Origin of the sequence: Rhizobium sp. CCGE531 (assembly GCF_003627795.1) — a bacterium.
Classification (GTDB): domain Bacteria; phylum Pseudomonadota; class Alphaproteobacteria; order Rhizobiales; family Rhizobiaceae; genus Rhizobium.
Window position 1 is genome coordinate 1,674,687 of the sequence record NZ_CP032684.1, and the last position, 22,311, is coordinate 1,696,997.

Annotated in this window: 21 protein-coding genes and 2 tRNA genes; 11 read left to right on the forward strand and 12 right to left on the reverse strand. The window is 59.2% G+C overall.

Annotation, left to right across the window (positions count from 1 at the left end; translation table 11 throughout):
* Nucleotides 1-26 precede the first annotated feature (26 nt).
* Together CCGE531_RS08265 and CCGE531_RS08270 are read right to left on the reverse strand one after the other, a co-directional pair.
* The gene (locus CCGE531_RS08265) at nucleotides 27-764 is read right to left on the reverse strand and encodes an alanyl-tRNA editing protein (RefSeq protein ID WP_120663735.1); all 738 of its coding nucleotides are present in this window, start codon (nucleotides 762-764) and stop codon (nucleotides 27-29) included.
* Nucleotides 765-768: 4 nt separating this feature from the next.
* Complete coding sequence (locus CCGE531_RS08270; RefSeq protein WP_120663736.1) at nucleotides 769-1,809, reverse strand: cysteine synthase A; 1,041 nt, start codon at nucleotides 1,807-1,809, stop codon at nucleotides 769-771.
* 294 nt (nucleotides 1,810-2,103) lie between these two features.
* Here CCGE531_RS08270 and CCGE531_RS08275 point away from each other — a divergent pair, with 294 nt between their 5' ends.
* Nucleotides 2,104-2,934, forward strand: a complete 831-nt coding sequence (locus CCGE531_RS08275) for an SDR family NAD(P)-dependent oxidoreductase (RefSeq protein ID WP_120663737.1) — start codon at nucleotides 2,104-2,106, stop codon at nucleotides 2,932-2,934.
* 3 nt (nucleotides 2,935-2,937) lie between these two features.
* On the opposite strand, the gene CCGE531_RS34185 is transcribed toward CCGE531_RS08275, so the two are convergent.
* Nucleotides 2,938-3,126 carry a hypothetical protein gene (locus CCGE531_RS34185; protein ID WP_162943864.1) on the reverse strand — a complete coding sequence of 63 codons (189 nt, stop codon included), beginning with the start codon at nucleotides 3,124-3,126 and terminating at the stop codon, nucleotides 2,938-2,940.
* Between the two features lie 129 nt (nucleotides 3,127-3,255).
* On the opposite strand from CCGE531_RS34185, the gene CCGE531_RS08280 reads away from it, so the two are divergent.
* On the forward strand, nucleotides 3,256-4,368 hold the full coding sequence (locus CCGE531_RS08280; protein ID WP_120663738.1) for a sn-glycerol-3-phosphate import ATP-binding protein UgpC: 1,113 nt from the start codon (nucleotides 3,256-3,258) through the stop codon (nucleotides 4,366-4,368).
* Nucleotides 4,369-4,527: 159 nt separating this feature from the next.
* Here CCGE531_RS08280 and CCGE531_RS08285 read toward each other — a convergent pair whose 3' ends face one another.
* The 3 genes from CCGE531_RS08285 to CCGE531_RS08295 all read right to left on the reverse strand — a co-directional run bounded on the left by CCGE531_RS08285 (nucleotide 4,528) and on the right by CCGE531_RS08295 (nucleotide 7,786).
* Complete coding sequence (locus tag CCGE531_RS08285; RefSeq protein ID WP_120663739.1) at nucleotides 4,528-5,442, reverse strand: ABC transporter permease subunit; 915 nt, start codon at nucleotides 5,440-5,442, stop codon at nucleotides 4,528-4,530.
* A gap of 7 nt (nucleotides 5,443-5,449) precedes the next feature.
* Nucleotides 5,450-6,334, reverse strand: coding sequence for an ABC transporter permease subunit (locus tag CCGE531_RS08290; RefSeq protein ID WP_120663740.1), 885 nt, complete (start codon nucleotides 6,332-6,334; stop codon nucleotides 5,450-5,452).
* Nucleotides 6,335-6,433: 99 nt separating this feature from the next.
* Nucleotides 6,434-7,786, reverse strand: a complete 1,353-nt coding sequence (locus CCGE531_RS08295) for an extracellular solute-binding protein (RefSeq protein ID WP_120663741.1) — start codon at nucleotides 7,784-7,786, stop codon at nucleotides 6,434-6,436.
* 329 nt (nucleotides 7,787-8,115) lie between these two features.
* On the opposite strand from CCGE531_RS08295, the gene CCGE531_RS08300 reads away from it, so the two are divergent.
* Nucleotides 8,116-8,673: a sugar O-acetyltransferase gene (locus CCGE531_RS08300; protein ID WP_120663742.1), complete on the forward strand. Its 558-nt coding sequence runs from the start codon at nucleotides 8,116-8,118 to the stop codon at nucleotides 8,671-8,673.
* Between the two features lie 4 nt (nucleotides 8,674-8,677).
* Here the strand turns inward: CCGE531_RS08300 and CCGE531_RS08305 are convergent, their stop codons facing one another.
* Entirely contained in the window at nucleotides 8,678-8,989 is a 312-nt protein-coding gene (locus CCGE531_RS08305; protein WP_120663743.1) for a hypothetical protein, read from the reverse strand.
* Between the two features lie 116 nt (nucleotides 8,990-9,105).
* Between CCGE531_RS08305 and CCGE531_RS08310 the strand changes: the two genes are divergently transcribed.
* From CCGE531_RS08310 to CCGE531_RS08320, 3 genes are all read left to right on the forward strand, one after another.
* Nucleotides 9,106-9,180, forward strand: a tRNA-Asn gene (locus CCGE531_RS08310).
* 272 nt (nucleotides 9,181-9,452) lie between these two features.
* On the forward strand, nucleotides 9,453-9,872 hold the full coding sequence (locus CCGE531_RS08315) for a DoxX family protein (protein WP_120663744.1): 420 nt from the start codon (nucleotides 9,453-9,455) through the stop codon (nucleotides 9,870-9,872).
* A 310-nt stretch (nucleotides 9,873-10,182) separates the two neighbouring features.
* A complete protein-coding gene (locus tag CCGE531_RS08320; RefSeq protein WP_120663745.1) occupies nucleotides 10,183-10,374 on the forward strand; it encodes a hypothetical protein in 192 nt (63 codons plus the stop codon).
* Between the two features lie 193 nt (nucleotides 10,375-10,567).
* Here CCGE531_RS08320 and CCGE531_RS34190 read toward each other — a convergent pair whose 3' ends face one another.
* Both CCGE531_RS34190 and CCGE531_RS08325 read right to left on the reverse strand, forming a co-directional pair.
* Nucleotides 10,568-10,714 carry a hypothetical protein gene (locus tag CCGE531_RS34190; protein ID WP_162943865.1) on the reverse strand — a complete coding sequence of 49 codons (147 nt, stop codon included), beginning with the start codon at nucleotides 10,712-10,714 and terminating at the stop codon, nucleotides 10,568-10,570.
* 386 nt (nucleotides 10,715-11,100) lie between these two features.
* Nucleotides 11,101-11,882, reverse strand: a protein-coding gene (locus tag CCGE531_RS08325) for an IS5 family transposase (protein WP_245459015.1) whose coding sequence is annotated in 2 segments (ribosomal slippage) — nucleotides 11,101-11,558 and nucleotides 11,558-11,882 — 783 coding nt in all. Because the reading frame shifts where the segments join, the coding sequence is not laid out codon by codon here.
* Between the two features lie 112 nt (nucleotides 11,883-11,994).
* Between CCGE531_RS08325 and CCGE531_RS08330 the strand changes: the two genes are divergently transcribed.
* Nucleotides 11,995-12,264, forward strand: a complete 270-nt coding sequence (locus CCGE531_RS08330; RefSeq protein WP_120663746.1) for a hypothetical protein — start codon at nucleotides 11,995-11,997, stop codon at nucleotides 12,262-12,264.
* A gap of 96 nt (nucleotides 12,265-12,360) precedes the next feature.
* Here CCGE531_RS08330 and CCGE531_RS08335 read toward each other — a convergent pair whose 3' ends face one another.
* From CCGE531_RS08335 to CCGE531_RS08345, 3 genes are all read right to left on the reverse strand, one after another.
* Nucleotides 12,361-13,461 (reverse strand): porin, encoded by a 1,101-nt coding sequence (locus tag CCGE531_RS08335; protein WP_120663747.1) that lies wholly within the window; start codon nucleotides 13,459-13,461, stop codon nucleotides 12,361-12,363.
* Nucleotides 13,462-14,269: 808 nt separating this feature from the next.
* Nucleotides 14,270-14,343, reverse strand: a tRNA-Cys gene (locus CCGE531_RS08340).
* Nucleotides 14,344-14,741: 398 nt separating this feature from the next.
* Nucleotides 14,742-15,167, reverse strand: coding sequence for a Rap1a/Tai family immunity protein (locus tag CCGE531_RS08345; RefSeq protein ID WP_120663748.1), 426 nt, complete (start codon nucleotides 15,165-15,167; stop codon nucleotides 14,742-14,744).
* A 450-nt stretch (nucleotides 15,168-15,617) separates the two neighbouring features.
* On the opposite strand from CCGE531_RS08345, the gene CCGE531_RS08350 reads away from it, so the two are divergent.
* The 4 genes from CCGE531_RS08350 to CCGE531_RS08365 all read left to right on the forward strand — a co-directional run bounded on the left by CCGE531_RS08350 (nucleotide 15,618) and on the right by CCGE531_RS08365 (nucleotide 22,144).
* On the forward strand, nucleotides 15,618-16,286 hold the full coding sequence (locus CCGE531_RS08350) for a protein-L-isoaspartate O-methyltransferase (protein WP_120663749.1): 669 nt from the start codon (nucleotides 15,618-15,620) through the stop codon (nucleotides 16,284-16,286).
* Between the two features lie 240 nt (nucleotides 16,287-16,526).
* Nucleotides 16,527-17,411: a DUF2497 domain-containing protein gene (locus CCGE531_RS08355; RefSeq protein WP_120663750.1), complete on the forward strand. Its 885-nt coding sequence runs from the start codon at nucleotides 16,527-16,529 to the stop codon at nucleotides 17,409-17,411.
* Nucleotides 17,412-17,533: 122 nt separating this feature from the next.
* Complete coding sequence (locus CCGE531_RS08360) at nucleotides 17,534-20,377, forward strand: valine--tRNA ligase (protein WP_120663751.1); 2,844 nt, start codon at nucleotides 17,534-17,536, stop codon at nucleotides 20,375-20,377.
* Between the two features lie 510 nt (nucleotides 20,378-20,887).
* Entirely contained in the window at nucleotides 20,888-22,144 is a 1,257-nt protein-coding gene (locus CCGE531_RS08365) for an OmpP1/FadL family transporter (protein ID WP_120663752.1), read from the forward strand.
* Nucleotides 22,145-22,311: the final 167 nt, after the last annotated feature.

Sequence of the window (22,311 nt, forward strand, 5' to 3'; positions counted from 1 at the left end):
GGATATGGATATAGGCGCTTGCCGGGTCAATTCTCGTCGGTCGCAGTGCCGAAGCGAATGCGGAAACGGCGGTTTTCCTTGCCCTTCTTCTCGATCTTGGCGATGTGGATCGCGCCGACCTCCTGCGTCTCGGACACATGCGTGCCGCCGCAGGGCTGGCTGTCGATGGCCGAATCCTCGCCGATGCAGACGACGCTGACCCTGCCGAGACCCATCGGCGGGCGCACATTCTTGGACTTGACGATGCCGGGATTGGCGATCAGTTCCTCGTCCGTGATCCAGCGGACGAAAACGGGATGGTTCTCGTTGACGAGCGCCATCATCCTCGCCGTCACCTCGTCCTTGTCGATCGTCTCGCTCATGTCGAAATCGACCCGGCTTTCATCCTCGCCGACGGCCGCGCCCGTAATCGGATATTGGCAGACCACGGAAAGCAGATGGCAAGCCGTATGCATGCGCATCAGCTTGTAGCGGCGCACCCAGTCGACGTGTAGCACCAGCTTCTCGCCGACGAGTGGCAAGGGCTGATCTTCGAGCGGCACATGGATGATGATGTCCTTGATCGGCCCATGCTTCGTCTGGCCGAGCATGATCCTGGAGCCGTCGCCCCGCTCCAGGAAGCCCGTATCGCCCGGCTGGCCGCCCGATGTGGCATAGAAGCAGGTCTGATCGAGCTCGATGCCCCCGTCTTCGTGGATTGCGGTTACGACTGCTTCGGCGGTCGAGAGATAGAAATCGTCACGATAGAGGGCATTGACGGTCATAAGATCACGCTGTTGTTTCGTATGGGACGGCGATTTCAGTCCGCTTTTCCAAATAGCCCGGCAGCGGCAAGCCCTTCGACTTCAGGAAATCGGGATTGAAGAGCTTGGACTGGTAGCGATTGCCGTAATCGCACAGGATGGTCACGATCGTATGTCCGGGACCGAGATCCCTCGCGAGGCGAACGGCGCCGGCAATATTGATGGCGGTCGAGCCGCCGAGGCACAGGCCCTCGTGTTCGACCAGATCGAAGACATGAGGAAGCGCTTCCGCGTCCGTGATCTGATAGGAGAAATCGGGCGTAAAGCCTTCCAGATTTGCCGTGACGCGACCCTGGCCGATGCCTTCGGTGATCGAGGAGCCGGAGGATTTCAGTTCGCCATTCTTGTAGAATTCATAGAGGGCGGCGCCTTCCGGATCGGCAATGCCGATCTTGATGTCCTTGTTGAAGGCATGCAGGCCCATGGTGACGCCCGCCAGCGTGCCGCCGGAGCCGACGGAGCAAATGAAGCCGTCGATCTTCCCGTTGGTGTCGGCCCAGATTTCCTTGGCGGTCGTCTCGATATGGGCCTGACGGTTGGCGACGTTGTCGAACTGGTTTGCCCAGATCGCGCCGTTCGGCTCCGTCTTCGCCAGTTGCTCGGCAAGCCGACCCGAAACCTTCACGTAGTTGTTCGGGTTCTTGTAGGGAACGGCGGGAACCTCGACCAGTTCGGCGCCGAGCAGCTTCAGCGCGTCCTTCTTTTCCTGGCTCTGTGTCTCAGGAATGACGATGACGGTGCGGTAGCCGAGCGCCTTGGCGACCAGCGTCAGGCCGATGCCGGTATTCCCGGCCGTGCCCTCGACGATGACGCCGCCAGGCCTCAGCAGCCCCTTCTTCTCGGCATCGCGGATGATGTAGAGCGCGGCGCGATCCTTCACCGATTGGCCGGGATTGAGGAATTCGGCCTTGCCGAGAATGATCGAGCCCGTCGCCTCGGAGGCGCCCTTGAGCTTGATCAGCGGCGTATTGCCAATTGCTTCGAGGACGGACGGATGGACGGTCATTGGAATCTGCCTTCTGTTCGCAACTACTGTAAGAACGGTCTTTTCCCTTCACAAGGCGGCATAGGCAAGAAATTCTGTTCCTCGCTATTTGTTCGCGCCGCAAAATTCGACTTGGCAGCCTTCGTTGGCCGAAGTCCGCCGCGTGACGGGCCAGTCTCCATTTGGTGACATTGTTTTCCTCGTTGGGCCGCTAAACAGGCCGAAAGCGGCCACAATGATACGCTATTTCTAAAATGCCACGGACGGCCGCGGTAAAGCGTTTGATTAGGCGGCCGCCAGCCAAGGAGAAGAGCCATGAGCCCGTTCATCGCACGTCCTGAACACGGCGTCGCCTGGATTACCGGCGCGAGTTCCGGTATCGGCCGCGCGCTTGCGCTGAAGCTGGCGGAAGAAGGCTATAAGGTGGCCGTGACTGCCCGCAGCCACGACAAGCTTCTGGCCTTGCAGGCGGAGGCAAGCGCGCTTGCAGGCAGCATCGTCGTGCTCGACGGCGATGTGACCGATGCCGAGGATATGGAACACACCGTTGCGGCAATCGAATATCAGCACGGCCCAGTCGCCTTGGCGGTTCTGAACGCCGGCATCTATCTGCCAGCGCGTGGCGAAGACCTCAATCACGAGGCGTTCGAGCGCAGTTTCGCCGTCAATCTTCATGGCGTCGTCAACTGCCTCGTTCCGGCGGTCCGGCATATGCGCGCAAGGGGATACGGCCAGGTTGCCCTCGTGTCTTCCGTCGCCGGCTACGGCGGCCTGCCCGGTGGCGCTGCTTATGGAGCCAGCAAGGCCGCGCTCATCAACATGGCCGAAAGCTTGAATTTCGAGCTCGATCGCATGGGTATCCGTATCCAGCTCGTTACCCCCGGCTATGTCGAGACGCCGTTGACGGCAAAGAACAAGTTCGAAATGCCCGATATAGTATCGGCGCAGCAGGCAGCCGATGCGATATCAGCCGGATTGAAATCGTCGGCCTTCGACATCTGCTTCCCGAAGGGCCTGGTCTTCCGGGCAAAGCTTTTGAAGTTCTTGCCCTATGGCCTCTATTTCCGGGTGCTGAGATATTTTCTCGGCGTCGGCCATAAGGGGCGGTCCGTTGGCCCGCATGTCACCCCGCATCCGGCGGAATAGCGTCTATCCATCCTTTTTCAGGGATGCGTGGGCATCGAGCGCATGCAGCCGTGCCGCGGCGTGATCGACGGTCGGCCAGTTTTTTCCAGCCACTTCCCTTGTTTCTTCAAACGATTTGTCGCCGCCGGAACCAGTATACGATGTCTGTCGCAAAATGGTTCCACCAATGCGCGTTTCATCGCGAAATGGCACTCGCAACTCTCGTGAGGAAATCTGGATGCGGTTTGTGATATAAGGGATGCTTGTCACTGTTCTGTAATGCAAATTCGCTAGCAGTCCACCCGATTGGCGGCCCAGAATTGACAGGCGGGGAAGATTAACATGGCGGAAATCCGGATCGAACAAGTTCGCAAGGCCTATGGACGCAATCAGGTCGTCCATGGCGTCGACCTGAATTTCCGCTCGGGCGAGTTCGTCGTCATCCTCGGGCCTTCCGGCTGCGGCAAGTCCACGCTGCTGCGGATGATCGCCGGCCTTGAGGATATTTCGTCGGGCGAGATCGTCATCGACGGCAAGGTGGTCAATCAGCTCGAGCCGCGCGAGCGCGGCTGCGCCATGGTTTTCCAGAATTATGCCCTCTATCCGCACATGGATGTCGCCGCTAACATGGGCTACGCGCTGAAGGTTGCCGGCGTGCCGCGCGCCGAGCGCGATCGCCGCATCAAGGAAACCGCCAAGATCGTCGGCCTTGAAGATTTCCTCGCCCGCAAGCCGGCCGAGCTTTCCGGTGGTCAGCGCCAGCGCGTCGCCATGGGCCGCGCCATCATCCGCGAGCCGAAGGTCTTCCTTTTCGACGAGCCGCTTTCCAACTTGGATGCCAAGTTGCGCGTTCAGATGCGCGTCGAAATCCGCCGCCTGCACAAGCGCCTTTCGGCGACGTCGGTCTTCGTGACGCACGACCAGGTCGAGGCCATGACGCTCGCCGACAAGCTCGTCGTCATGTACAAGGGCAATGTCGAGCAGGTCGGCACGCCGCTCGAGGTCTACAATACGCCGCGCACCCGCTTCGTCGGCTCCTTCATCGGCTCGCCGGCCATGAACTTTCTGGAAGGCACCTTCGCGGCCAATGGCGAACAGTTTATCTTCGACGGCATTCCGATCGCCATCGACGCCAATATCGGCAAGCGCCACGCCGGCCAGCCGGTCGCTCTCGGCGTCCGTCCCGAGCATGCGCGTCTCGTCCCCGCAGGCACACCGGGCGCTATCCCGGCAACGGTCGATTTTGTCGAAGAGCTGGGCGCCGGCCGCGTCATCCATTGCGATATCAACGGCTCGAGCTTTGCCGTCGCGGTTGCCGATCACACGACCGGTCAGACCGGCCAGTCGGTCGCGTTGGAGCTGCCGCAGCAGCACACCCATCTCTTCGCCCAGGATACCGGCCTGCGGCTCGACGCCGTCGCCTCCGTCACGCCGCTCAAGGTTCTGGCAAGCTGATTTCAAACATGACTTTTCAGTAGGTGCGCCCGGAAGTCTTTCCCGACTTCCGGGTTTTTTGTTTGTGCTGTCATAAGAGGTCTCCCTCTTCCCGCGAGCGGGGAGAGGGGTTTGGCTCGCTACGGCCGCACCCCAAGCAGGGTGCGGTAGACAAAGAGATTACTTCTCGGTCGAGATGAGGCCGCGAACGAACCAGCGCTGCATCAGAACGACGACGGCAAGCGGCGGCAGCATGACGATCAGCGTGCCGGCCATGGCGATATGCCATTCCGGAAGGCCGCCGACGTTTGGGATGAGCGACTTGAGCTCGTGCACAGCCGTCACATGCGCGGGATCGGTGGTCACCAGCAGCGGCCACAGATACTGGTTCCAGGCCCAGAGGAACATGATGGTGCCGAGTGCGGCCATGTTGGTGCGCGACAGCGGCAGCAGGATGTCGATGAAGAAGCGCAGCGCTCCGGCGCCGTCCATGCGCGCGGCCTCGGTCAGCTCCTCCGGTATCGTCAGGAAGAACTGGCGATAGAGGAAGGTGCCCGTCGCCGTCGCGACCAATGGCAGGATCAGGCCGATCGAGGAGTTGAGCAGCCCGAGGTTCAGTGCGACCTCAATGCCTGTAACCTTCTGGATGAGCCAGCTGATGCCGGTTATGTCGAGGATACCCTGATAGGGCGACAGGACATTGGCGGCAACTGCGTAAGTCGGCACGATACGCACTTCAAGCGGCAGCATCAGCGTTATGAAGATCAGCCAGAAAATGAAATGGCGGCCGGGGTAACGGAAATAGACGAGTGAAAAGGCGGTAATCGCCGAAATGATCACCTTGCCCGCCGCAACACCGGTGGCGAAGATCAGACTGTTCAGCAGCTTGGGGCCGAGATTGGCGGTCGTCCAGGCTGTCTTCATGTTGACCCAGAAATCCGAGCCGGGGATCAGCGACATCGGCACTTTGTTGACGTCGGCGATGTTGTGGGATGCGGCTATGGCGACGATGGCTATCGGTCCCACTGCCACCAAGAAGCCGAGGAACAGGATCAGATGGGTGAAGAAATTGAGAATGGGTGTGCGCTCGATCATGTCAGCCTCAACGGTAATGCACACGCTTCTCGATGAAGCGGAACTGGAAGATGGTGAGCACGACGATCAGCAGCATCAGAATGATGCTCTGCGCCGCCGCGCCGGAAAAATCGAGTCCTTTGAAGCCGTCGGAATAGATCTTGTAGACCATGAGGTTGGTCGAGTTGTGCGGGCCGCCTGATGTCATGATGTCGACGATGCCGAAAGAATCCTGGAAGCTCTCGGTGATGTTGATGACGAGCAGGAAAAAGATGGTTGGCGTGATCAACGGGAACTGGACGTCCCAGAAGCGACGGAGCACGCTGGAGCCGTCCATCGCAGCCGCCTCGATCAGCGACCGCGGAATGGCCTGGAAGGCAGCCAGGAAGAAGATGAAGCTGTAGGCGATATATTTCCAGGAGAAGGCGGCGATGATGCAGGCCATCGCGGCGTTTCCGTCGAGGCCTGGGTCCCAGATTCCTGGCCACCATTGATTGACCACGGCAATGAGGCCGGCTTCCGGCGCCAGAATGAAGCGGAAAGCCATTGCCGCTGCGGGCGCGGCGATGCCGTAGGGCCAGATCAGTACCACGCGGTAGATTTTAGAACCGCGCAATTGCCGATCGGTCAGCGCTGCGAGTATGAGCCCGCCCACCATGGAAATGCCAGTGCTGATCGCCGCGAACGTGATGCTGATCGTGATCGAGTTCCAGTAGTCCGCGTTGGCGATAATGGATTTGAAATTATCGAGGCCGACCCAGATGTTGCCGCCGCCCCAGGGCTGCTGCAGCGTCAGCGACCAGAAGACCGCCTGACCGGCCGGCCAATAGAAAAAGGTGAAGATGAGGAGCAGTTGCGGCACTGCGAACAGGATGCCGACGCTCCATTTGCTGAAAGTTATACGCTTTTCCATTGTCTCTTCCGGCTTGGTATCCCGATGCCACGCTTGCTCTCATAACGAACGTCCGCCGGGAAACCTCGGCGGACGCTGTCTGTCTTGAGCTCGTGCTGCTTACGGCAGCTGCTTGCCCTTGTAGGTGGCTTCGAAGCGGTCGAGGACGGCGTCGCCGTTCTTGACCAGGTTGTCGATGCCTTCCTGGACGCTGACCTTGTTGGCGAAGATGGCCTGCATCTGGTTGCCGAATTCAGCGCGGATCTGTGTGAAGCTGCCGAGGCGGACGCCGCGGGTGATCGGGGTCGGCTCGGAAGCGGTCAGGCTGGCGATGGCGACTTCGCGGCCCTTATAGGGAGCCTTGTCGTAGAAGCCGCTGGACTTCATGAAGTCGAAGCCGGACTTCTTGACCGGGATGTAGCCGGTATTGGTGGACCAGAAGAGAGCGGTTTCAGGCTTGCCGATGAAGTCGAGGAACGCTGCAGCGCCCTTGTATTCGTCAGCCGACTTGCCGGAGAGAACCCAGAGCGAAGCGCCGCCGACGAGGGAGTTCTTGCGCTCGGTACCGGCGTATACCGGGAGTTCGGCGACATCCCAGGCCATGCCGGCCTTCTGGGTCTTGGTGATCGAACCATGGTCGCCGACCGAGGTCATGATCATCTGGCAATCGCCGGAAGCGAAGGCCTGAACCATGTCTTGGCCGAGGTCCTTGGACTTGATCTTGATGAGGCCCTGGTCGTACCAGCTCTTGAGATCCGTTACGTACTTGACGAACTTGGTCTTGTTGACGGTCAGACGGGCGTCGAGGCCGTCATAGCCGTTGTTCTTCGTGGCGACCGGCTGGTCGTGGATAGCAGAGAACTGCTCCATCAGCTGCCAGCTTTCGTTGCCGGAGATATTGATCGCCATCGGGCAATCATAGCCGGCGCCCTTCAGGGCCTTCATGTCTTCGGCGGCTTCTTCCCAGGTCTTCGGAGCGGCGGTCTTGCCGATCTTGGCGAAGGCGTCCTTGTTCCAGTAGAGCAGGGCGGTCGACGAGTTGAACGGGAAGGAGAGCAGTTCGCCCTTGGAGGTGGCGTAATAGCGGGCGATACCCGGGAAATAGTCGTCCCACTTAACCTTGTAGCCGTTTTCGGACATCAGCTTGCTGACCGGGTAGTAGGCACCCGAGAGCATCATGGTTGCGGTACCGACGTCATAGACCTGGACGATCGCCGGCTGCTTGCCGGCACGGAAGGCGGCAATGGTGTTCTGCAGGGCGGCGTCGTAATTGCCCTGGCTGACGCAGGAGACTTCATAATCCTTCTGGGACTCGTTGAAGTTCTTGCACAGCGTCTGGACGACGCGTTCCAGGTCGCCCGACAGGCCGAACCAGAAATCGAACTTGGTCGGAGCAGCGGCAGCAGGCAAAGCCAGCGCTACGCTCATGACGCCGGCAGCAACGGCCGAAATACAGTTTTTAAGTTTCGACATAATCCCTATTTCCTTTTTGAAAGCTCGGAACCGGTGGTCTTGCGCAAGTCCGCGGTAGCGGCGTTATAGACAAGCTGTGTGACAGTTTGTTGAGAGCAAGAATCCCATATTGCCGGGGCATTTCCGGCCGAAATCAGGGGTTTCAGGTTGTGGATCTTTCAACGATCGAGCATTTGAGTCAATGCTAATCAAAGCGTGCAATATTGGATGGCTCGCGTTGGGCTTGCCGCATGTTCGTGAGCCAACGGCCGGCTTGCTTGCCGCCCGCCCGATTGGTGATGCATGATCCCTTCGGGGCGAATCCGGAAAAGCATGGAAGGTGGGGAGCGATGGATCTCAGCGAGCGACAGAAGATGGCGGCGGGGGAATGGTATTGCTGCTTCGATCCGGAACTCGACGGCCTTCGCTGGCGGGCGCGGGACGCCGTGCATCAGCACAATACGATGCCGCCGGCCGAACGCGGCAATCTCGGACCGGCTCTCGCTGCGCTCTTTGCCGATGCCGGCGAGAATGTTTTCATCGAAGCGCCGTTCCATTGCTCCTACGGCATCAACATCTCGCTCGGCCGGCGGGTCTATATGAATGCCGGCTGCACCATTCTCGACAGCGGCAGCGTCAGCATCGGCGATGGCAGCATGCTGGGACCGGGTGTCCATATCTATTGCGCCGAGCACCATAAGGATCGCGAGCTGCGCGGTGCTGGCATCGAAATCGCGCGGCCGGTCACCATCGGCAACAGCGTGTGGATTGGCGGCGGCGCGATCCTTGTCGGGGGCGTGACGATCGGCGATGGCGCAATCATCGGCGCGGGCGCGGTCGTGACCAGGGATGTCACAGCCGGTGCGACCGTTGTCGGCAATCCCGCCCGCGCGATCGGCGCAAGATGAGAGACTAGTTGGCCGGACGGCGCTTCCTGGTCCACCATACGGCGAAGCGACGGCGCCAGCGGCGAACCATGGGCATGTCGTGCGAGAGCACGATGAAGCCCAGGGGCAGCATCCAGAAGCCGAGAACCGGCAGGAAGCCGAGCAGGCCGCCGAAGATGAGGGCTACGCCCACACCCATGCGGGCAAGGCGGGATCGGGGCAGGGGAATTCTCACCGAGCCGAAAACAAGCTCGCGGGTTGAGGGATCAATGCCGAAACGGCGGGTTTTCCGGCCATTTCGATCGGCATTTTCGGTCGTTTGGCTTTGATCGGTCATCCACAGGAAATGGTGAGGCGGGGAAATAATGCAAGAGAATTCGATTTTTTTGAAAAAACCGCTTGGCAAATCGGGAAAGCATTTGTATTACCCCGCTCACACCGCGCCAAGCGCATTCCCTGGTAGCTCAGCGGTAGAGCATTCGACTGTTAATCGACAGGTCGCCGGTTCGAATCCGGCCCGGGGAGCCACTTTCTTCCAAAAATTTGCAGCATAAAGATAGTGGCGGCAGCGTCGCCGTTTCGCTGACCAATGGTCATCGGCTCGTGCAACGGGCGAAGCTTTAGCAGCGCAGTTTGGCAGTTTTATTGCACATGCTTCGCGCCGGCGATTTCTCGACCTTTTGCCTTTCATCCATATTTCACAGGGAAACCGTTCTCATTGCCTGCGTTTCCAAGTCGTGGCAGGATCGCGACGCTCATTGGACCGGCATGGGACCGCAATGGGACAGGAGAGATCTGGCATGGTGGAGAATGCAGTCGCCGGGAAGGCGGATACGCGCCGCATTTCGTGGGTGGGATGGGCGCTCACGGTGATTGTGGTCCTTGTTTTTGCGGCAGACGCCGCCGTTGACTTGTTTTCGCCCGCCACGCTCGCGGCCGAGATGACCGCGACCGGATTTCCGACCGATCAGGCAGGGTTATTGGGGCTGATCATCGTCGTCTGCGTGGTTCTTTACGCTATTCCGCGCACGGCCGTTCTCGGTGCAATCCTGCTGACGGGCTTTCTCGGCGGCGCGATCTGCACGCATTTTCGCCTCGGAGAAATCGGCTCGCCGCCACAACTTATCAGTTTGCTTCTGGGGGGCATGGCGTGGGGTGGACTTTACCTTCGCGACGAGCGCGTCCGACGCCTCCTGCCCATCCGCTCCGCGATCGGCTGAGAATCGGCGATGCACATAATTCGTGGTTTTTGCACTGCAATAACAATATCTTGCATCGCATTTTGCTTGTTCGGACAGTGCGAATGGTAGCGGGCTAATGAGAATGTGCCGATAAGACACACCGGCAATCTCCACCCGACACGAACGGCAGCTTTCCTGCGGATATATGTGGTATTTTCGAAAAAACTGGTTCAAGGTATGGTTGCTCTTGCAAGTGTGAGAGCATGTTCATGTCGTCAGTGCAACACGGCGCGTGAACATACATGCGCGATCCGCGCAGCATAGTCCCCCAATGCTTTAGAGGTTCGACATGAAAAACTTGATTCTTGCTTCTGCAGTCGCTTTGGCATCGGTCTTTGCCTTCAGCGCGCCGTCCGAGGCCGCTCCGATGCATCATCGCCACCATTACGGCCATCATTATCATCATCACTGCTATATGAAGAAGGTGAAGCACAGGGTTCATGGCCGTTGGGTCGTCCGTAGGGTACGCGTCTGCCGCTGAGCGGTAGACGGTCGGAACTGGCGCAAGTTCCCTTCTGAAACGAGTCGGCCGCTACCGATATTTCAGGTAGCGGCCTTTTTTTGGCTTAGTCGGAAGGCATTGCGTGTCCTGCTTTGCCAGCTTAGCGGGGCAAGAAACGGTTATAACGCCATAGTCGGTGGCAGGCTGGGATATCAGGGTCGAATTTCGAATATTACACCGCCGTGATGCCGATGGTGATAGCGACCGTCGTCCCGCCATCCGTCATCCCGCCATCCGTCGTCCCAGTGACGGCGTTCCCAGCGGCGCTCCCGCCAATGGCGGTGATCGCGGTCGCGCCAATAAGGCCCGCGGTCGTCATCCATATATCTGCGTGTTCCGCGTTCCTGTACCAGAATGACGTTCGACGCTGTCGATGAGCTGCCAAGCGAGGCAGACGCGGCGGGCAGGGCAGCCGATAGTACGGAACCCACGGCAAGTGCCGCGGTCAAAGCGATTGAAGCGAGATGTTTCAAGGCGGTAACTCCTATATTCAGCTACGTCCCTCTCAGCGATAAACGCCACCGTGACGACAAGGTTCCCCTCTCCGATTGATCGGGAAGCCTTGTGACACGCGTGCTGATAGCGGGATGGCTCTGTAGTTTCCAAAGCGCGTCGCGATCTTTCAGATCCGCTCCATGCGCTTTAAATTCCTGATTTTTCGCATGTCGCTATCGCAAAACCGCTGCACGCTTTTGCGCGACATGCTTAGGCGGCGTGGACAAATTTGAGCCAGTATCTGGCGGTGGCGAGATGGACCATTCCAAGGAAGCTGCTGGCCAGTTGATCGTATCGGGTGGCGATGGCGCGGTTGATCTTGAGCTGTCCGAACATGCGCTCAATGCGATTGCGCTGCTTGTAGAGCGCCCGATCATGCTCGATTTTCACGCGGCGGTTTGACCGGCCAGGAATGACGGCCTGGATCTTCCGTTCAGCAAGGTCGGCACGGATAGCGTCTGCGTCGTAGCCCTTGTCGGCGAACAAAGCGTCAGGTGCGCGCTCTGGCAGGTCGATCAGGGCGTCATAGGCTTTGCAATCTGCTGCCTCGCCGACCGTCAGATGGAAGGCGAGCGGTCGTCCGAGGGCATCAGCCAGGCAATGAAGCTTACTGGTGAACCCGCCCCGCGAGCGGCCAAGAGCGCGTCGATGAGTCCCCCTTTTCCGCCCGCTGCCGAGACATGGGCGCGGACTGTTGTGCTGTCGATGCTGTAGTGGCCGCTGTCTGCCATGATCTCGGCCAGCGTAACCGCGACCGCCTCCCAGACGCCGGCTTCACTCCATCGCCGGAACCGCCGATAGATGGTGTTCCAACTGCCATATTTGGGCGGCACGTCGCGCCACGGAGCGCCGCAGCGGAGCCGCCACAGGATGCCGTTGATGATTGAGCGGTTCTGCTCGGGCGGCCTGCCTCGGCCACGGTTCTCAGACTCGATCGGCAGCAAGCCCTTCAGAATACGCCATTCAGCTTCGGTCAGATCGCCCCTGCTCAAGCCTGCCTCCAAAAAGCAGCCTTGAATCAATCCCTGCACGCCTCGTCAATCATTTCGGCTTCCCCGTCAGCCCTGTTTCCCGATAGGTTCGCAAAACCCGGAGCATCAACACATGTATCGCATCACTTTGGAATGCCATGATGTTCCCGCCGCAGCGGGAGACGAAGCGGCGCGCAACATCACCGAAACGTTTCGGCTTCACTATCCGCACGAACACAACGTCAGTTGCACCTTTGTGGACGGCAAGCTGAGACTGGTCGCCGAGAACGATTATGACCCCGAAGGGCTCAATCTGATGGACGAGTTCTCCGACAACATCTGCGCATATGTCGAGCCCTTCGACGGCGACCTCAAGCTGGTGAGTATAGAAACGCTTCGCTGAATTTGTCCACGCCGCCTAGGAGTTGCCGTCAAAAAGGGGGCCGGCAGGGAAAGCCGGACCCCTTCCTTCTCTGATCGGAGGTCAAGTCTGATCAGGTCAGAAGTTGCGTTCGAAGCGCAGGATGCCCGAAACGGTATCGTCGTGGGCATAGTCATAGTGAACGTAGGTCAGTTCCGGCTCGACCAGGAGGTTCTTGACCGGATTGAACTTCAGGTTCGTGGTTGCTTCGAACATCTTGGAGTCGGTGTAGGCGAGCTGCAGGTTCCACTTCAGCTTTTCGTTGACCGGAACGCCAACGCCGCCCCATACCGCCCAATCGCCCCAGCCGCACTTCGAGCCGTTGACAGTGCCATTCGGCGCCGTGCAAGCGGAGATGTCCTGGTTCGAACCGGCATACTGGTTCAGTTTCTTGCCGTCGGTGTTGTAACCGCCCATCAAGAAAGCCGTGAAGGCGCCGAAATCAGCGTCGATACGAGCCTTGACTGCACCTTCTTCGACGATGGAGTCATAACCGCCAACGACCTTAAAACCCCATGCGCCAGCCTTGTAGCCGAGACCGGCGACAACGTTCGGGGCATAGTGGTTGCCCTTGGACTGTTCCCATGCGCCATCGTAAGTCGTCGAATCCGAGGCGGAGTTGGTGTCTTCGAGCGAGATGACCGCCGAGAAGCCGTTGCCGCCGTCATATTCGTAGGTCAACTGGTTGAGTTCGTACGGGCCGTCATAGATCACATCGTCGTTGATGACGTCGCCGGCGTAACCGATGTAGAGGTTGTACTGCGAGTCTTTCTTACCAACCGTGAAGCCGCCGAGGCTGATATAGGACCACAGCAGGTTGGTGGAGGTGGAGCCGCCGTCGTTCCAGTCCCAGCGAACGATGGTTTCGGTCTTCAGCGGACCGTATTCGGTGTCGGTCGCGGTATCGACGTTCAACTCGGCGCGGGTGTGCCACAGCGTGCCCTGGTGGCTGTCGCGGTTGTAGGCGTTGTACCATTCACCTTCGGTACGAACCTTGCCGCCGATCTTGAGGCAGGTTTCCGTGCCTGGAATGAAGAAGTAGCCAGCACCGTAAGCGTCGCAGATACGAACGTATTCGAGCGGCTCCGGCTCAGCAGCGACGATAGCGTCGGCCGCGTGAGCACCGGAAACTGCTGCCAGCGCAGCAGCGGAGCCGAGAAGAAGGCTCTTGATGTTCATGATAACTCCAATCTTTCTTGATTGGGCATGAGATATCGCGCCGAAAAACGACGTGCCCAACCCATCCCGTTCATGTTCCCTATTCAGTAGGTGCAAAGTAATAAGCTTCGCGAACTATTTCTTGAGCCTGCTTCACTGATTTGGCAAGATACTAAGGGTGGCGAACTATATGTGCGCTACTTGAAAACGGGCGTTGTTGCAAAAATGACGCAATTCGTTAATCGAGACCGACTGCGGCCGCTTTCGATCTCTGTCCGCACGGCACCCGCCGTGTGAGTGGGGAGGTGCTGGCGGCGGCTGATCGATACGGCCGACAACTGTACCATCTTACAAAATTGAGACTTTGAGCCGCGATTGCCGCAATGATTCTCGAAGAAAGAAATTGGAGAAAGGGCGTTTCCCGAGCCGGCCTGGCTGTGGTGCGTCCGACGACATTACTGGGGGCGTAGTGTCGTCGGACGCGGCACTGATCCGGTTCGGGGGTGGCATCCAAACCGGTAGCACTGATTCTAGCATCTACCGTAGGTACCTATAACCTACCTGAATGGACTGGCGGCGGGGTTGCTTCAGGACAGGGTCCTATCCGGCTCTGGCGCGAAGGTTCGACCGATGCGGGTAAAACGCTGGAATTGCTGCTGAAGCGATGCTGCCAACCAGCTGGGCAGCGGTGCGCGAAACTACTGCCGGCAGCTCGGAGAGAAGCTGGAACGGGACCGAATTGCCATACCATCGCATGATGCGCTCAGCTGGCGCGCTTGAGAGCATCTTCCGGAAAATCAAATACAAATTTGAGCATTGAAGGGAGAGTTGGAGGCCTCGCCCGGAATCGAACCGGGGTGCAAGGATTTGCAGTCCTCTGCGTAACCACTCCGCCACGAGGCCATCCGAAAGCAATTTGCGTTGTGGTGGCGCGGATTTAGAATGATCCAAAGAAAACCGCAAGAGGCAATTTTGAAACAAAGAGGCAATTTTGAAAAATGTCCACTTTGATTTCTGAAGTTGCTTGTCCCGCAATCGGCTGTACCCATCGCAGGAGCGCCGACGCGGGAGCTCTCGATCTATGATCGAATTACAGGCAGCGGGAGTTGCGAAAAATTCCTTGTTCGCAAAAAGCAAAAGCGGTCCAGTCTAGGGAAAAAACCGGGCCGCCTTTCGCTGGACTAGAGGTCAATCAAATTCAGCGCCCTAATTATAAGTCTGACTTAGTAATTGTCAACGGGAATGAGATGTGGCCCGGCCCGCCGGATGCGCCGAGCAGCCGTCGCCGGCATCGGGAATGCCTACTCCTCAAGGCATGGAAAGGCGAATTTGTAGGAGCGTGCAATCAACGAGCTGGCAGGCCGCTCGAGCTGCCAGGAGTGTTCCGCCATCCACTTGCAGGCGATCGCCGTTGCCTTTGCGTTGCTGAGCTCGGGCGGCAGGCAGAAGGCGCCGACGAACTGCTGAAGATAGCGCTCGTAGCGGGACGAGTTCTTCGGCGTCTGCTTGGTGGCGCGGATCGTCAGGTTTTTCGTCCGCTGCGCTTCGTCGAGAATGCCCTGTATATAGACCGAGGCAAGCGTGCGATCTTCTTCGCACCATTCGTCGAGCTGTTTGCCGGTCACGACATGTCCGATGATGGGCGCTGTCTCCTGCGGCGCTTCCTCGCTCAACGCGACCTGGGGCAGGAAAAGGAGAAGCGCTGCGACGGAGAGCGAAAGCCTCATTCGGAAACCTACATCATTGAAGAAAGACTGGCGGCGAGGAAAACCACCAGCGGCAGCGAGGTTGCAACGAAAAGAACGAGAGAGACAGGCATACCAGCCACCTTCTATTCAAATCTAGTCTTAACCCGAAGGGCTTCGGGCCGGAAGGTAGATCTGTGACCACACCCAGGCGGGTCCACATCAAGAAGCGTGGTCCCGTCAAGTTAACATTTTGCTAACGGATGTCCCGAGGTGAAGCACGGGGAATTGCGCGACGTCACCGGCGAGGGGCTTCGTCGAGGGGCTTGGATCTGCATTTCAGGATGCCGATTGTTGTGCGTTGGCGACGCATGGCCATGAATCTCCGCCCCGTTTACCGCAATGCCTTGAAAGCGTGACGTCAGGCGATTAAGACACGCGTAACAGAATGTAGAGCCGGCCCGTTCGGCATGAAGGGCGCAAGAGGATAAGATGGATTTCGAAGCAGCGCGCGTGAAGATGGTCGAGAACCAGATCCGGACGACGGATGTCACCTCCCATTCCGTGTTGAATGCCTTTTTGGCGGTGCCGCGCGAAAATTTCGTGCCGGAGAAGTCGAAGGTCCTGGCTTATATCGACAATGATATCGAGATCGCCCCCGCTGCGGCCGGCAAGCCAGCCCGCTTCCTAATGGAGGCATCGCCATTGGCGAAGCTCCTGCAGCTTGGCGTCATCACCAAGGAGGACAAGGTTCTCGATCTCGGCTGCGGCACCGGATATGTATCCGCCATCCTGTCGCTGCTTGCCGAGAAGGTTGTCGCCCTCGAAAGCGATGAGGGTCTTGCCGCCCAGGCCAAGGCTAATATCGCCGCTCTCGGCTACGACAATGTCACTGTTGTCACCGGCGATCTCGAAAAGGGCCACGCTGGCAACGCTCCCTACGATGTCATTTTCATCGATGGCTCGATCGAGCAATTGCCGCAGGGGCTGCTGGATCAGCTCGGTGAAGACGGCCGCCTGATCACGGTCATCGGCTATGGTCATGCCGCCCGCGCAACCGTTTTCATGCGCGAACGTGGCGCCTTCTCGGAAAACGTCTTTTTCAACGCATCGATCAAGCCGCTGCCGGGCTTTGCCAAGGCCAAGGAATTCGTATTCTGATTTTCCGAACGGTCTGATGATCCAGCTTGCGACAGGCGCCTCAGGGCGCCTGTTTTTTATTGTCGGCGCCTGTGGCAAAATCGCAGACAACGGAGCGATTCGTCGGGATCGTAACAAAACTGTGCATCACCGGGTTTAGTGCTTTGACGGTGATTTTTTTCCCGAGGGCAGTCATCTAGGGTGGCCCTGATTCGGGTGCCACGTTGGCGAGTTTCCGGTCGTTGAATATGGAAAACGGGGATGAATATGGCTCAGCCAAATGTAGTGCGTGAACCGTCCATGGAAGAGATTCTGGCATCGATCCGCAGGATCATCGAAAGCAACGAACCTGTGGGCACCAAGCCGATTTCTTCGCCGCATCTTGCCGCTTCCAACATGCGCGACGACGATATTCCGCTGACCGTGGATGAAGAGTTCGCTGCCGCGGATCGCGTCCGCGCCGCGGAGCAGGACCCGCGTTTCGTCGCCGCAAACTCGCAAATGCCCGTTGCAGAGCCGGAAGATGCCGGTCGTGGTTTGTCGCTGGCGGATGTCGCAGCGCGCGTCCGCGCCGCTTCCGAGCGCAACACCGCCGCCTTGCTGAATGCCGGGCGCGAGCCCCCGCAGCTGCGTGAACTGCCGCCGGCCATGGCTGCGCGTCTTGCCGAAGTCCACGTCGAGCCTATCGCCGACGTGCCGCTGCGGCATGCCATTACTGATATCGTAGCGCCGGTCGCTCCACCCGCCGCGCAGGCCGTGGCAGAAGTCGAGATCGATGCCGAAATGGATGAATTGCAGCCGACGGTAGCTGCCCCTGCGCCCCAATTGGCCGCAGTTCAGACAGCGGCATTGGCTTTCCCGGAACCCGCCGTAACCGTTGCGGCGGAAATGGAAGCTTCCCTGCCGCCGGCTCACCTCGTGTCTGCGTCGCCGCTGATGTCTGAAGCGGCCGGCGCGCACGTTACCCGTTCGTTTGAAGAGCTTGCCGCCATTGTCGACGGCGGCCCGCGCCGCTCCCTCGATGAGCTGGCTCAGGAGATGCTGCGGCCTATGCTGCAGGAATGGCTCGACGACAATCTGCCGACCCTTGTCGAGCGTCTCGTGCGCGAGGAAATCGAACGAGTGGCCCGCGGCCCGCGCCGCTGACAAGCCTGAGCTTCGGGTAACCGATCCGCCGCTCCGGGCTTCGGGGCGGCTTTTTTATTGACTTGCCCACAGCCATCCTATTTACAACCCGCATCATCCAATCCTCAAGATCCGGTCATAAAATGCTCGACAAAACATATGATTCCGCCGCAGTCGAACCGAAGATCGCCCAAAAATGGGATGAGGCCGACGCCTTTCGCGCCGGTGCGAACGCCAAGCCGGGCGCGGAAACCTTCACCATCGTCATTCCGCCGCCGAACGTGACCGGTTCGCTGCACATGGGCCATGCGCTGAACAACACGCTGCAGGACATCATGGTGCGGTTCGAGCGCATGCGCGGCAAGGACGTTCTCTGGCAGCCCGGCATGGATCATGCCGGCATCGCCACGCAGATGGTCGTCGAGCGTCGTCTCGCCGAACGCCAGCAGCCGGATCGCCACAAGATGGGCCGCGAGGCCTTCATCGAGAAGGTCTGGGAATGGAAGGCGGAATCGGGCGGCTTGATCTTCAATCAGCTCAAGCGCCTCGGTGCCTCCTGCGACTGGTCGCGCGAACGCTTCACCATGGACGAGGGCCTGTCGGAGGCTGTTCTCGAAGTCTTCGTCACGCTCTACAAGGAAGGCCTGATCTATCGCGACAAGCGGCTGGTCAACTGGGATCCGAAGATGCTGACCGCGATTTCGGATATCGAGGTCGAGCAGCACGAGGTCAACGGCAATCTCTGGTACCTGCGTTACCCGCTGGAGCCAGGCGTCACCTATCAGCACCCGGTTGCCTTCGATGACGAGGGCAAGCCGACGGAATGGGAAACGCGCGACTATCTTGTCGTCGCCACCACCCGTCCCGAGACCATGCTCGGCGATACCGGCGTCGCGGTCAATCCGAGCGACGAGCGCTATAAGTCGATCATCGGCAAGCATGTCATCCTGCCGATCGTCGGCCGCCGCATCCCGATCGTCGCCGACGAATATCCGGATCCGACGGCAGGGACCGGTGCGGTCAAGATGACGCCGGCGCATGATTTCAACGACTTCGACGTCGGCAAGCGCCGCGGCCTGCGCGTCGTCAATATTCTGACCCCGGAAGCCACCATCACCATCAAGGACAACGAGGACTTCCTCGAAGGTCTCGATCATCCGGCCGCTCTGCACGGCGCATGGGATGAGCTGGAAGGTAAGGACCGCTTCGAGGCGCGTAAGATTATCGTCCGCATTTTTGAGGAATCCGGGCTGCTCGATAAGGTCGAGCCGCACAAGCACACGGTTCCGCACGGCGACCGAGGCGGCGTGCCGATCGAACCGCGCCTGACCGAACAGTGGTATGTCGACGCCAAGACGCTCGCCGAGCCGGCGATCGCCTCCGTTCGCGATGGCCGCACCAAGCTCGTCCCGAAGAGCTGGGACAAGACCTATTACGACTGGATGGAGAACATCCAGCCCTGGTGCGTTTCCCGTCAGCTCTGGTGGGGTCACCAGATTCCCGCATGGTACGGACCGGATGGCCAGGTCTTCGTCGAAAAGACCGAGGAAGAGGCGCTGCAGGCGGCGATCCAGCATTATCTCTCGCATGAGGGGCCGATGAAGGCCTATGTCGAGGACCTGCTGGAGAACTTCAAGCCGGGCGAAATCCTGACGCGCGACGAAGACGTGCTCGATACCTGGTTCTCCTCCGCGCTCTGGCCGTTCTCGACGCTCGGCTGGCCGGATGAGACGCCGGAACTGGAGCGCTACTATCCGACGAACGTTCTCGTCACCGGCTTCGACATCATCTTCTTCTGGGTTGCCCGCATGATGATGATGGGCCTTCATTTCATGAAGGATGAGAACGGCGAGCCTGTCGAGCCGTTCAGCACGGTCTATGTCCACGCCCTGGTGCGCGACAAGAACGGGCAGAAGATGTCGAAGTCCAAGGGCAACGTCATCGATCCCCTCGAACTGATCGACCAGTACGGCGCCGATTCGCTGCGCTTTACGCTCGCGATCATGGCGGCGCAGGGACGTGACGTGAAGCTCGATCCGGCCCGCATCGCCGGCTACCGCAACTTCGGCACCAAGTTGTGGAATGCCACGCGTTTTGCCGAGATGAACGGCGCCAAGAGCGATCCGCACTTCGTGCCGGAAGCCGCCGAACTCACCGTCAATCGCTGGATCCTGACCGAATTGGCGCGTGCCGAGCGCGACGTTACCGAGGCGCTGGAAAGCTTCCGCTTCAACGATGCGGCAAGCGCGCTCTACCGCTTCATCTGGAATCAGTTCTGCGATTGGTATCTCGAACTGCTGAAGCCGATCTTCAACGGCGACGACGAGAGCGCCAAGGCGGAGGCGCAGTCCTGCGCCGCCTATGTTCTCGAAGAGACCTACAAGCTGCTGCATCCGTTCATGCCCTTCATGACCGAGGAGCTTTGGGCGCATACGGCGGGCGAGGGCAACGAGCGCGGTGGCCTGATCTGCCATGCTGATTGGCCGGCGCCTTCCTATGCGGACGATGTTGCCGCCGATGAAATCAACTGGCTGATCGATCTCGTTTCCGGCATTCGTTCGGTGCGCGCGGAAATGAACGTGCCGCCGGCAGCGACCGCGCCGCTGGTGGTCGTCGATGCGAACAGCCTGACGCGGGAGCGCCTATTCCGTCACGACGCCGCCATCAAGCGGCTGGCGCGCGTCGAAACGGTCTCGCTTGCCGACACGGCACCGAAAGGCGCGGCGCAGATCATCGTCGGCGAGGCGACCATCTGCCTGCCGCTCGGCAGCCTCATCGATCTCTCGGCCGAAAAGGCGCGTCTCGAAAAGGCCATCGCCAAGAACGACCAGGAGATCGCGCGCATCAACGGCAAGCTTTCGAACGAGAAGTTCGTTGCGAACGCGAATCCGGATGTGGTCGCCGCCGAGCGCGAACGCCTCGGTGAACTCGAAGGGCAACAGGCGAGCCTCAAGGTGGCACTGGCTCGGGTCAGCGAAGCGAGCTGAGAAAGAGAGAACTGAAGCGCATTGCGATCTTTCAGACCCGCTCCTTGCGCTTTAAGTTCTTGATCTTGCGCGTGTCGTTATCGCAAAGCCGCCGTGCGGCTTTGCGCGAAATGCTTTCTGATTTTGTGAGAGGCACGCGGCTTTCGTCGCGTGCCTTTCTGTTTGTTTCTTTGATTCGATATCGATCAACTGGGCTGTGCGCCCCGATCCACGCCAGTTTCACACAGGCAAAACATATTACACCGAAATCTGCTCGGCATTCGTGAAAAGCAGAGCTGTTGTCATATTGTGACAGAATTGTTGCGGCGAAGAATAAAAATCCAAGCAGGGGCGAAAATGATATTGAAAAGAAAAAATTTACCTAACCGTGCGGATTTTGGCCGGCGTAGTTCGTTTTCTTACGTAAATCAATCACTCTTTTACCGGATTTCGCGCCTTGTGGGCCACATTGCCAATTCAAGTGATCGTCGCAACAATCGAAAAAGCGAATGCACACGTGGGGGAGTTACAATGGCATTTTCTATTGCGTTGAGGGGCGCAGTTTCACTGGTCATCGGCACGTCTTTTGCGAGCGCGGCCTTTGCCGGCGGCCTCGACCGTGCCGGTTATGACATCGATTTGCTCTTCGACAAGGGCCGTTATGTTTTCGAGTCCGGCGTTACCTATGTCATGCCCGACCGCAAGTTGAAGAATGCGAAAGACACCGATCCGAGCGACGGCAATCTCAATAACCGAAGCCACTCGACCGATGCCTCGGAAAATTATGCGATGCCCTTTGCCGCCTTTAAGATCGGCATCACCGACAACATCGACTGCATGGCCGACTATTCTCAGCCATTCGGCGGGCATCTCAATGAAGGCCAGAACTGGGCCGGCGCCAACAATGAAATCGAGGTGAAGGTTCGCACGAACAATTACGGGGCCACCTGCTCGTACAAGTTCGATGCTGGCCCGGGCGAGCTGCGTTTCATCGGCGGCGGTTTCTATCAGGAGGTCAGCGGTTTCAAATCACGCCTCGTCTCAGCCATCCCGGCTCCGCTTTCCTCCGTCTACGACGGTGTCGGCTCGCTTGACGTCGACGGTCACGGCTGGGGCTGGCGCGCCGGTCTGGCCTATGAAATCCCGGAATATGCCTTCCGCACGAGCCTCGTCTACAATAGCCGGGTCAAGTACGACAACCTCAAGGGCAGCGTCGATCTGAGCGAGCTGCCGCCGATTCGGCCGTTCTTCGGTGCGGTAACCTCCGTCTTCGGGTCGGCCGAGGCTCCGGACTCGCTGGAGTGGAAAGTGCAGAGCGGCATCGCGCCGGACTGGCTGGCCTTCGGCTCGGTCAAATGGACGAATTGGAGCGTGCTGCAAAGCATCGCCCTTTGCCCGACCTCGACCCGTGGCGTCGCCTCGTGCAGGACCGGCGGCCCGACGCAACTGACGTCGCTTGACCTCTTGTATCGCGATGGCTGGACCATTACGGGCGGTATCGGACACAAGTTCAATGACAAGTGGAGCGGCGCCGTCAGCCTGAGCTGGGATCGTGGTACCAGCGAGGGCTACGGCATGAACTCCGACACATGGACGCTCGGTGCGGGTGTTGCCTACAAGGCGACGGAGCATGTTCAGTTCAACTTCGGCGGCGCACTTGGCCTGATGACATCAGGCAAATCCGGACCGATCACTCGCGGCGGCATCGTCTACGGCGACGACGCCAGCTACAGCTTCGGTAATGACTTGGTCGCCGCTCTTCAGACTTCGGTGAAAGTCAGCTTCTGAGAATAAGTCATTGGATTGACGGAACTTATCCTCTATCTCTTGATGTCGTCGATAGCGCCGCGGGCTCGTATGAGTCCCGCGGCGTTTCTTTGCCGGGCCTGGGCAGACGGGAGCGCCAAATCGGCCTCCTTGCCGCATTTATGGTTAAGGAAGTCACAAGGCCGATA

What these genes read in the sequence shown, in the direction of transcription:
- CCGE531_RS08265 (WP_120663735.1), bottom strand. Translation starts at nt 764, where the DNA reads ATGACCGTCAATGCCCTCTATCGTGACGATTTCTATCTCTCGACCGCC.
- CCGE531_RS08270 (WP_120663736.1), bottom strand. Translation starts at nt 1,809, where the DNA reads ATGACCGTCCATCCGTCCGTCCTCGAAGCAATTGGCAATACGCCGCTG.
- CCGE531_RS08275 (WP_120663737.1), top strand. Translation starts at nt 2,104, where the DNA reads ATGAGCCCGTTCATCGCACGTCCTGAACACGGCGTCGCCTGGATTACC.
- CCGE531_RS08280 (WP_120663738.1), top strand. Translation starts at nt 3,256, where the DNA reads ATGGCGGAAATCCGGATCGAACAAGTTCGCAAGGCCTATGGACGCAAT.
- CCGE531_RS08285 (WP_120663739.1), bottom strand. Translation starts at nt 5,442, where the DNA reads ATGATCGAGCGCACACCCATTCTCAATTTCTTCACCCATCTGATCCTG.
- CCGE531_RS08290 (WP_120663740.1), bottom strand. Translation starts at nt 6,334, where the DNA reads ATGGAAAAGCGTATAACTTTCAGCAAATGGAGCGTCGGCATCCTGTTC.
- CCGE531_RS08295 (WP_120663741.1), bottom strand. Translation starts at nt 7,786, where the DNA reads ATGTCGAAACTTAAAAACTGTATTTCGGCCGTTGCTGCCGGCGTCATG.
- CCGE531_RS08300 (WP_120663742.1), top strand. Translation starts at nt 8,116, where the DNA reads ATGGATCTCAGCGAGCGACAGAAGATGGCGGCGGGGGAATGGTATTGC.
- CCGE531_RS08305 (WP_120663743.1), bottom strand. Translation starts at nt 8,989, where the DNA reads ATGACCGATCAAAGCCAAACGACCGAAAATGCCGATCGAAATGGCCGG.
- CCGE531_RS08315 (WP_120663744.1), top strand. Translation starts at nt 9,453, where the DNA reads ATGGTGGAGAATGCAGTCGCCGGGAAGGCGGATACGCGCCGCATTTCG.
- CCGE531_RS08320 (WP_120663745.1), top strand. Translation starts at nt 10,183, where the DNA reads ATGAAAAACTTGATTCTTGCTTCTGCAGTCGCTTTGGCATCGGTCTTT.
- CCGE531_RS34190 (WP_162943865.1), bottom strand. Translation starts at nt 10,714, where the DNA reads ATGACGACCGCGGGCCTTATTGGCGCGACCGCGATCACCGCCATTGGC.
- CCGE531_RS08330 (WP_120663746.1), top strand. Translation starts at nt 11,995, where the DNA reads ATGTATCGCATCACTTTGGAATGCCATGATGTTCCCGCCGCAGCGGGA.
- CCGE531_RS08335 (WP_120663747.1), bottom strand. Translation starts at nt 13,461, where the DNA reads ATGAACATCAAGAGCCTTCTTCTCGGCTCCGCTGCTGCGCTGGCAGCA.
- CCGE531_RS08345 (WP_120663748.1), bottom strand. Translation starts at nt 15,167, where the DNA reads ATGAGGCTTTCGCTCTCCGTCGCAGCGCTTCTCCTTTTCCTGCCCCAG.
- CCGE531_RS08350 (WP_120663749.1), top strand. Translation starts at nt 15,618, where the DNA reads ATGGATTTCGAAGCAGCGCGCGTGAAGATGGTCGAGAACCAGATCCGG.
- CCGE531_RS08355 (WP_120663750.1), top strand. Translation starts at nt 16,527, where the DNA reads ATGAATATGGCTCAGCCAAATGTAGTGCGTGAACCGTCCATGGAAGAG.
- CCGE531_RS08360 (WP_120663751.1), top strand. Translation starts at nt 17,534, where the DNA reads ATGCTCGACAAAACATATGATTCCGCCGCAGTCGAACCGAAGATCGCC.
- CCGE531_RS08365 (WP_120663752.1), top strand. Translation starts at nt 20,888, where the DNA reads ATGGCATTTTCTATTGCGTTGAGGGGCGCAGTTTCACTGGTCATCGGC.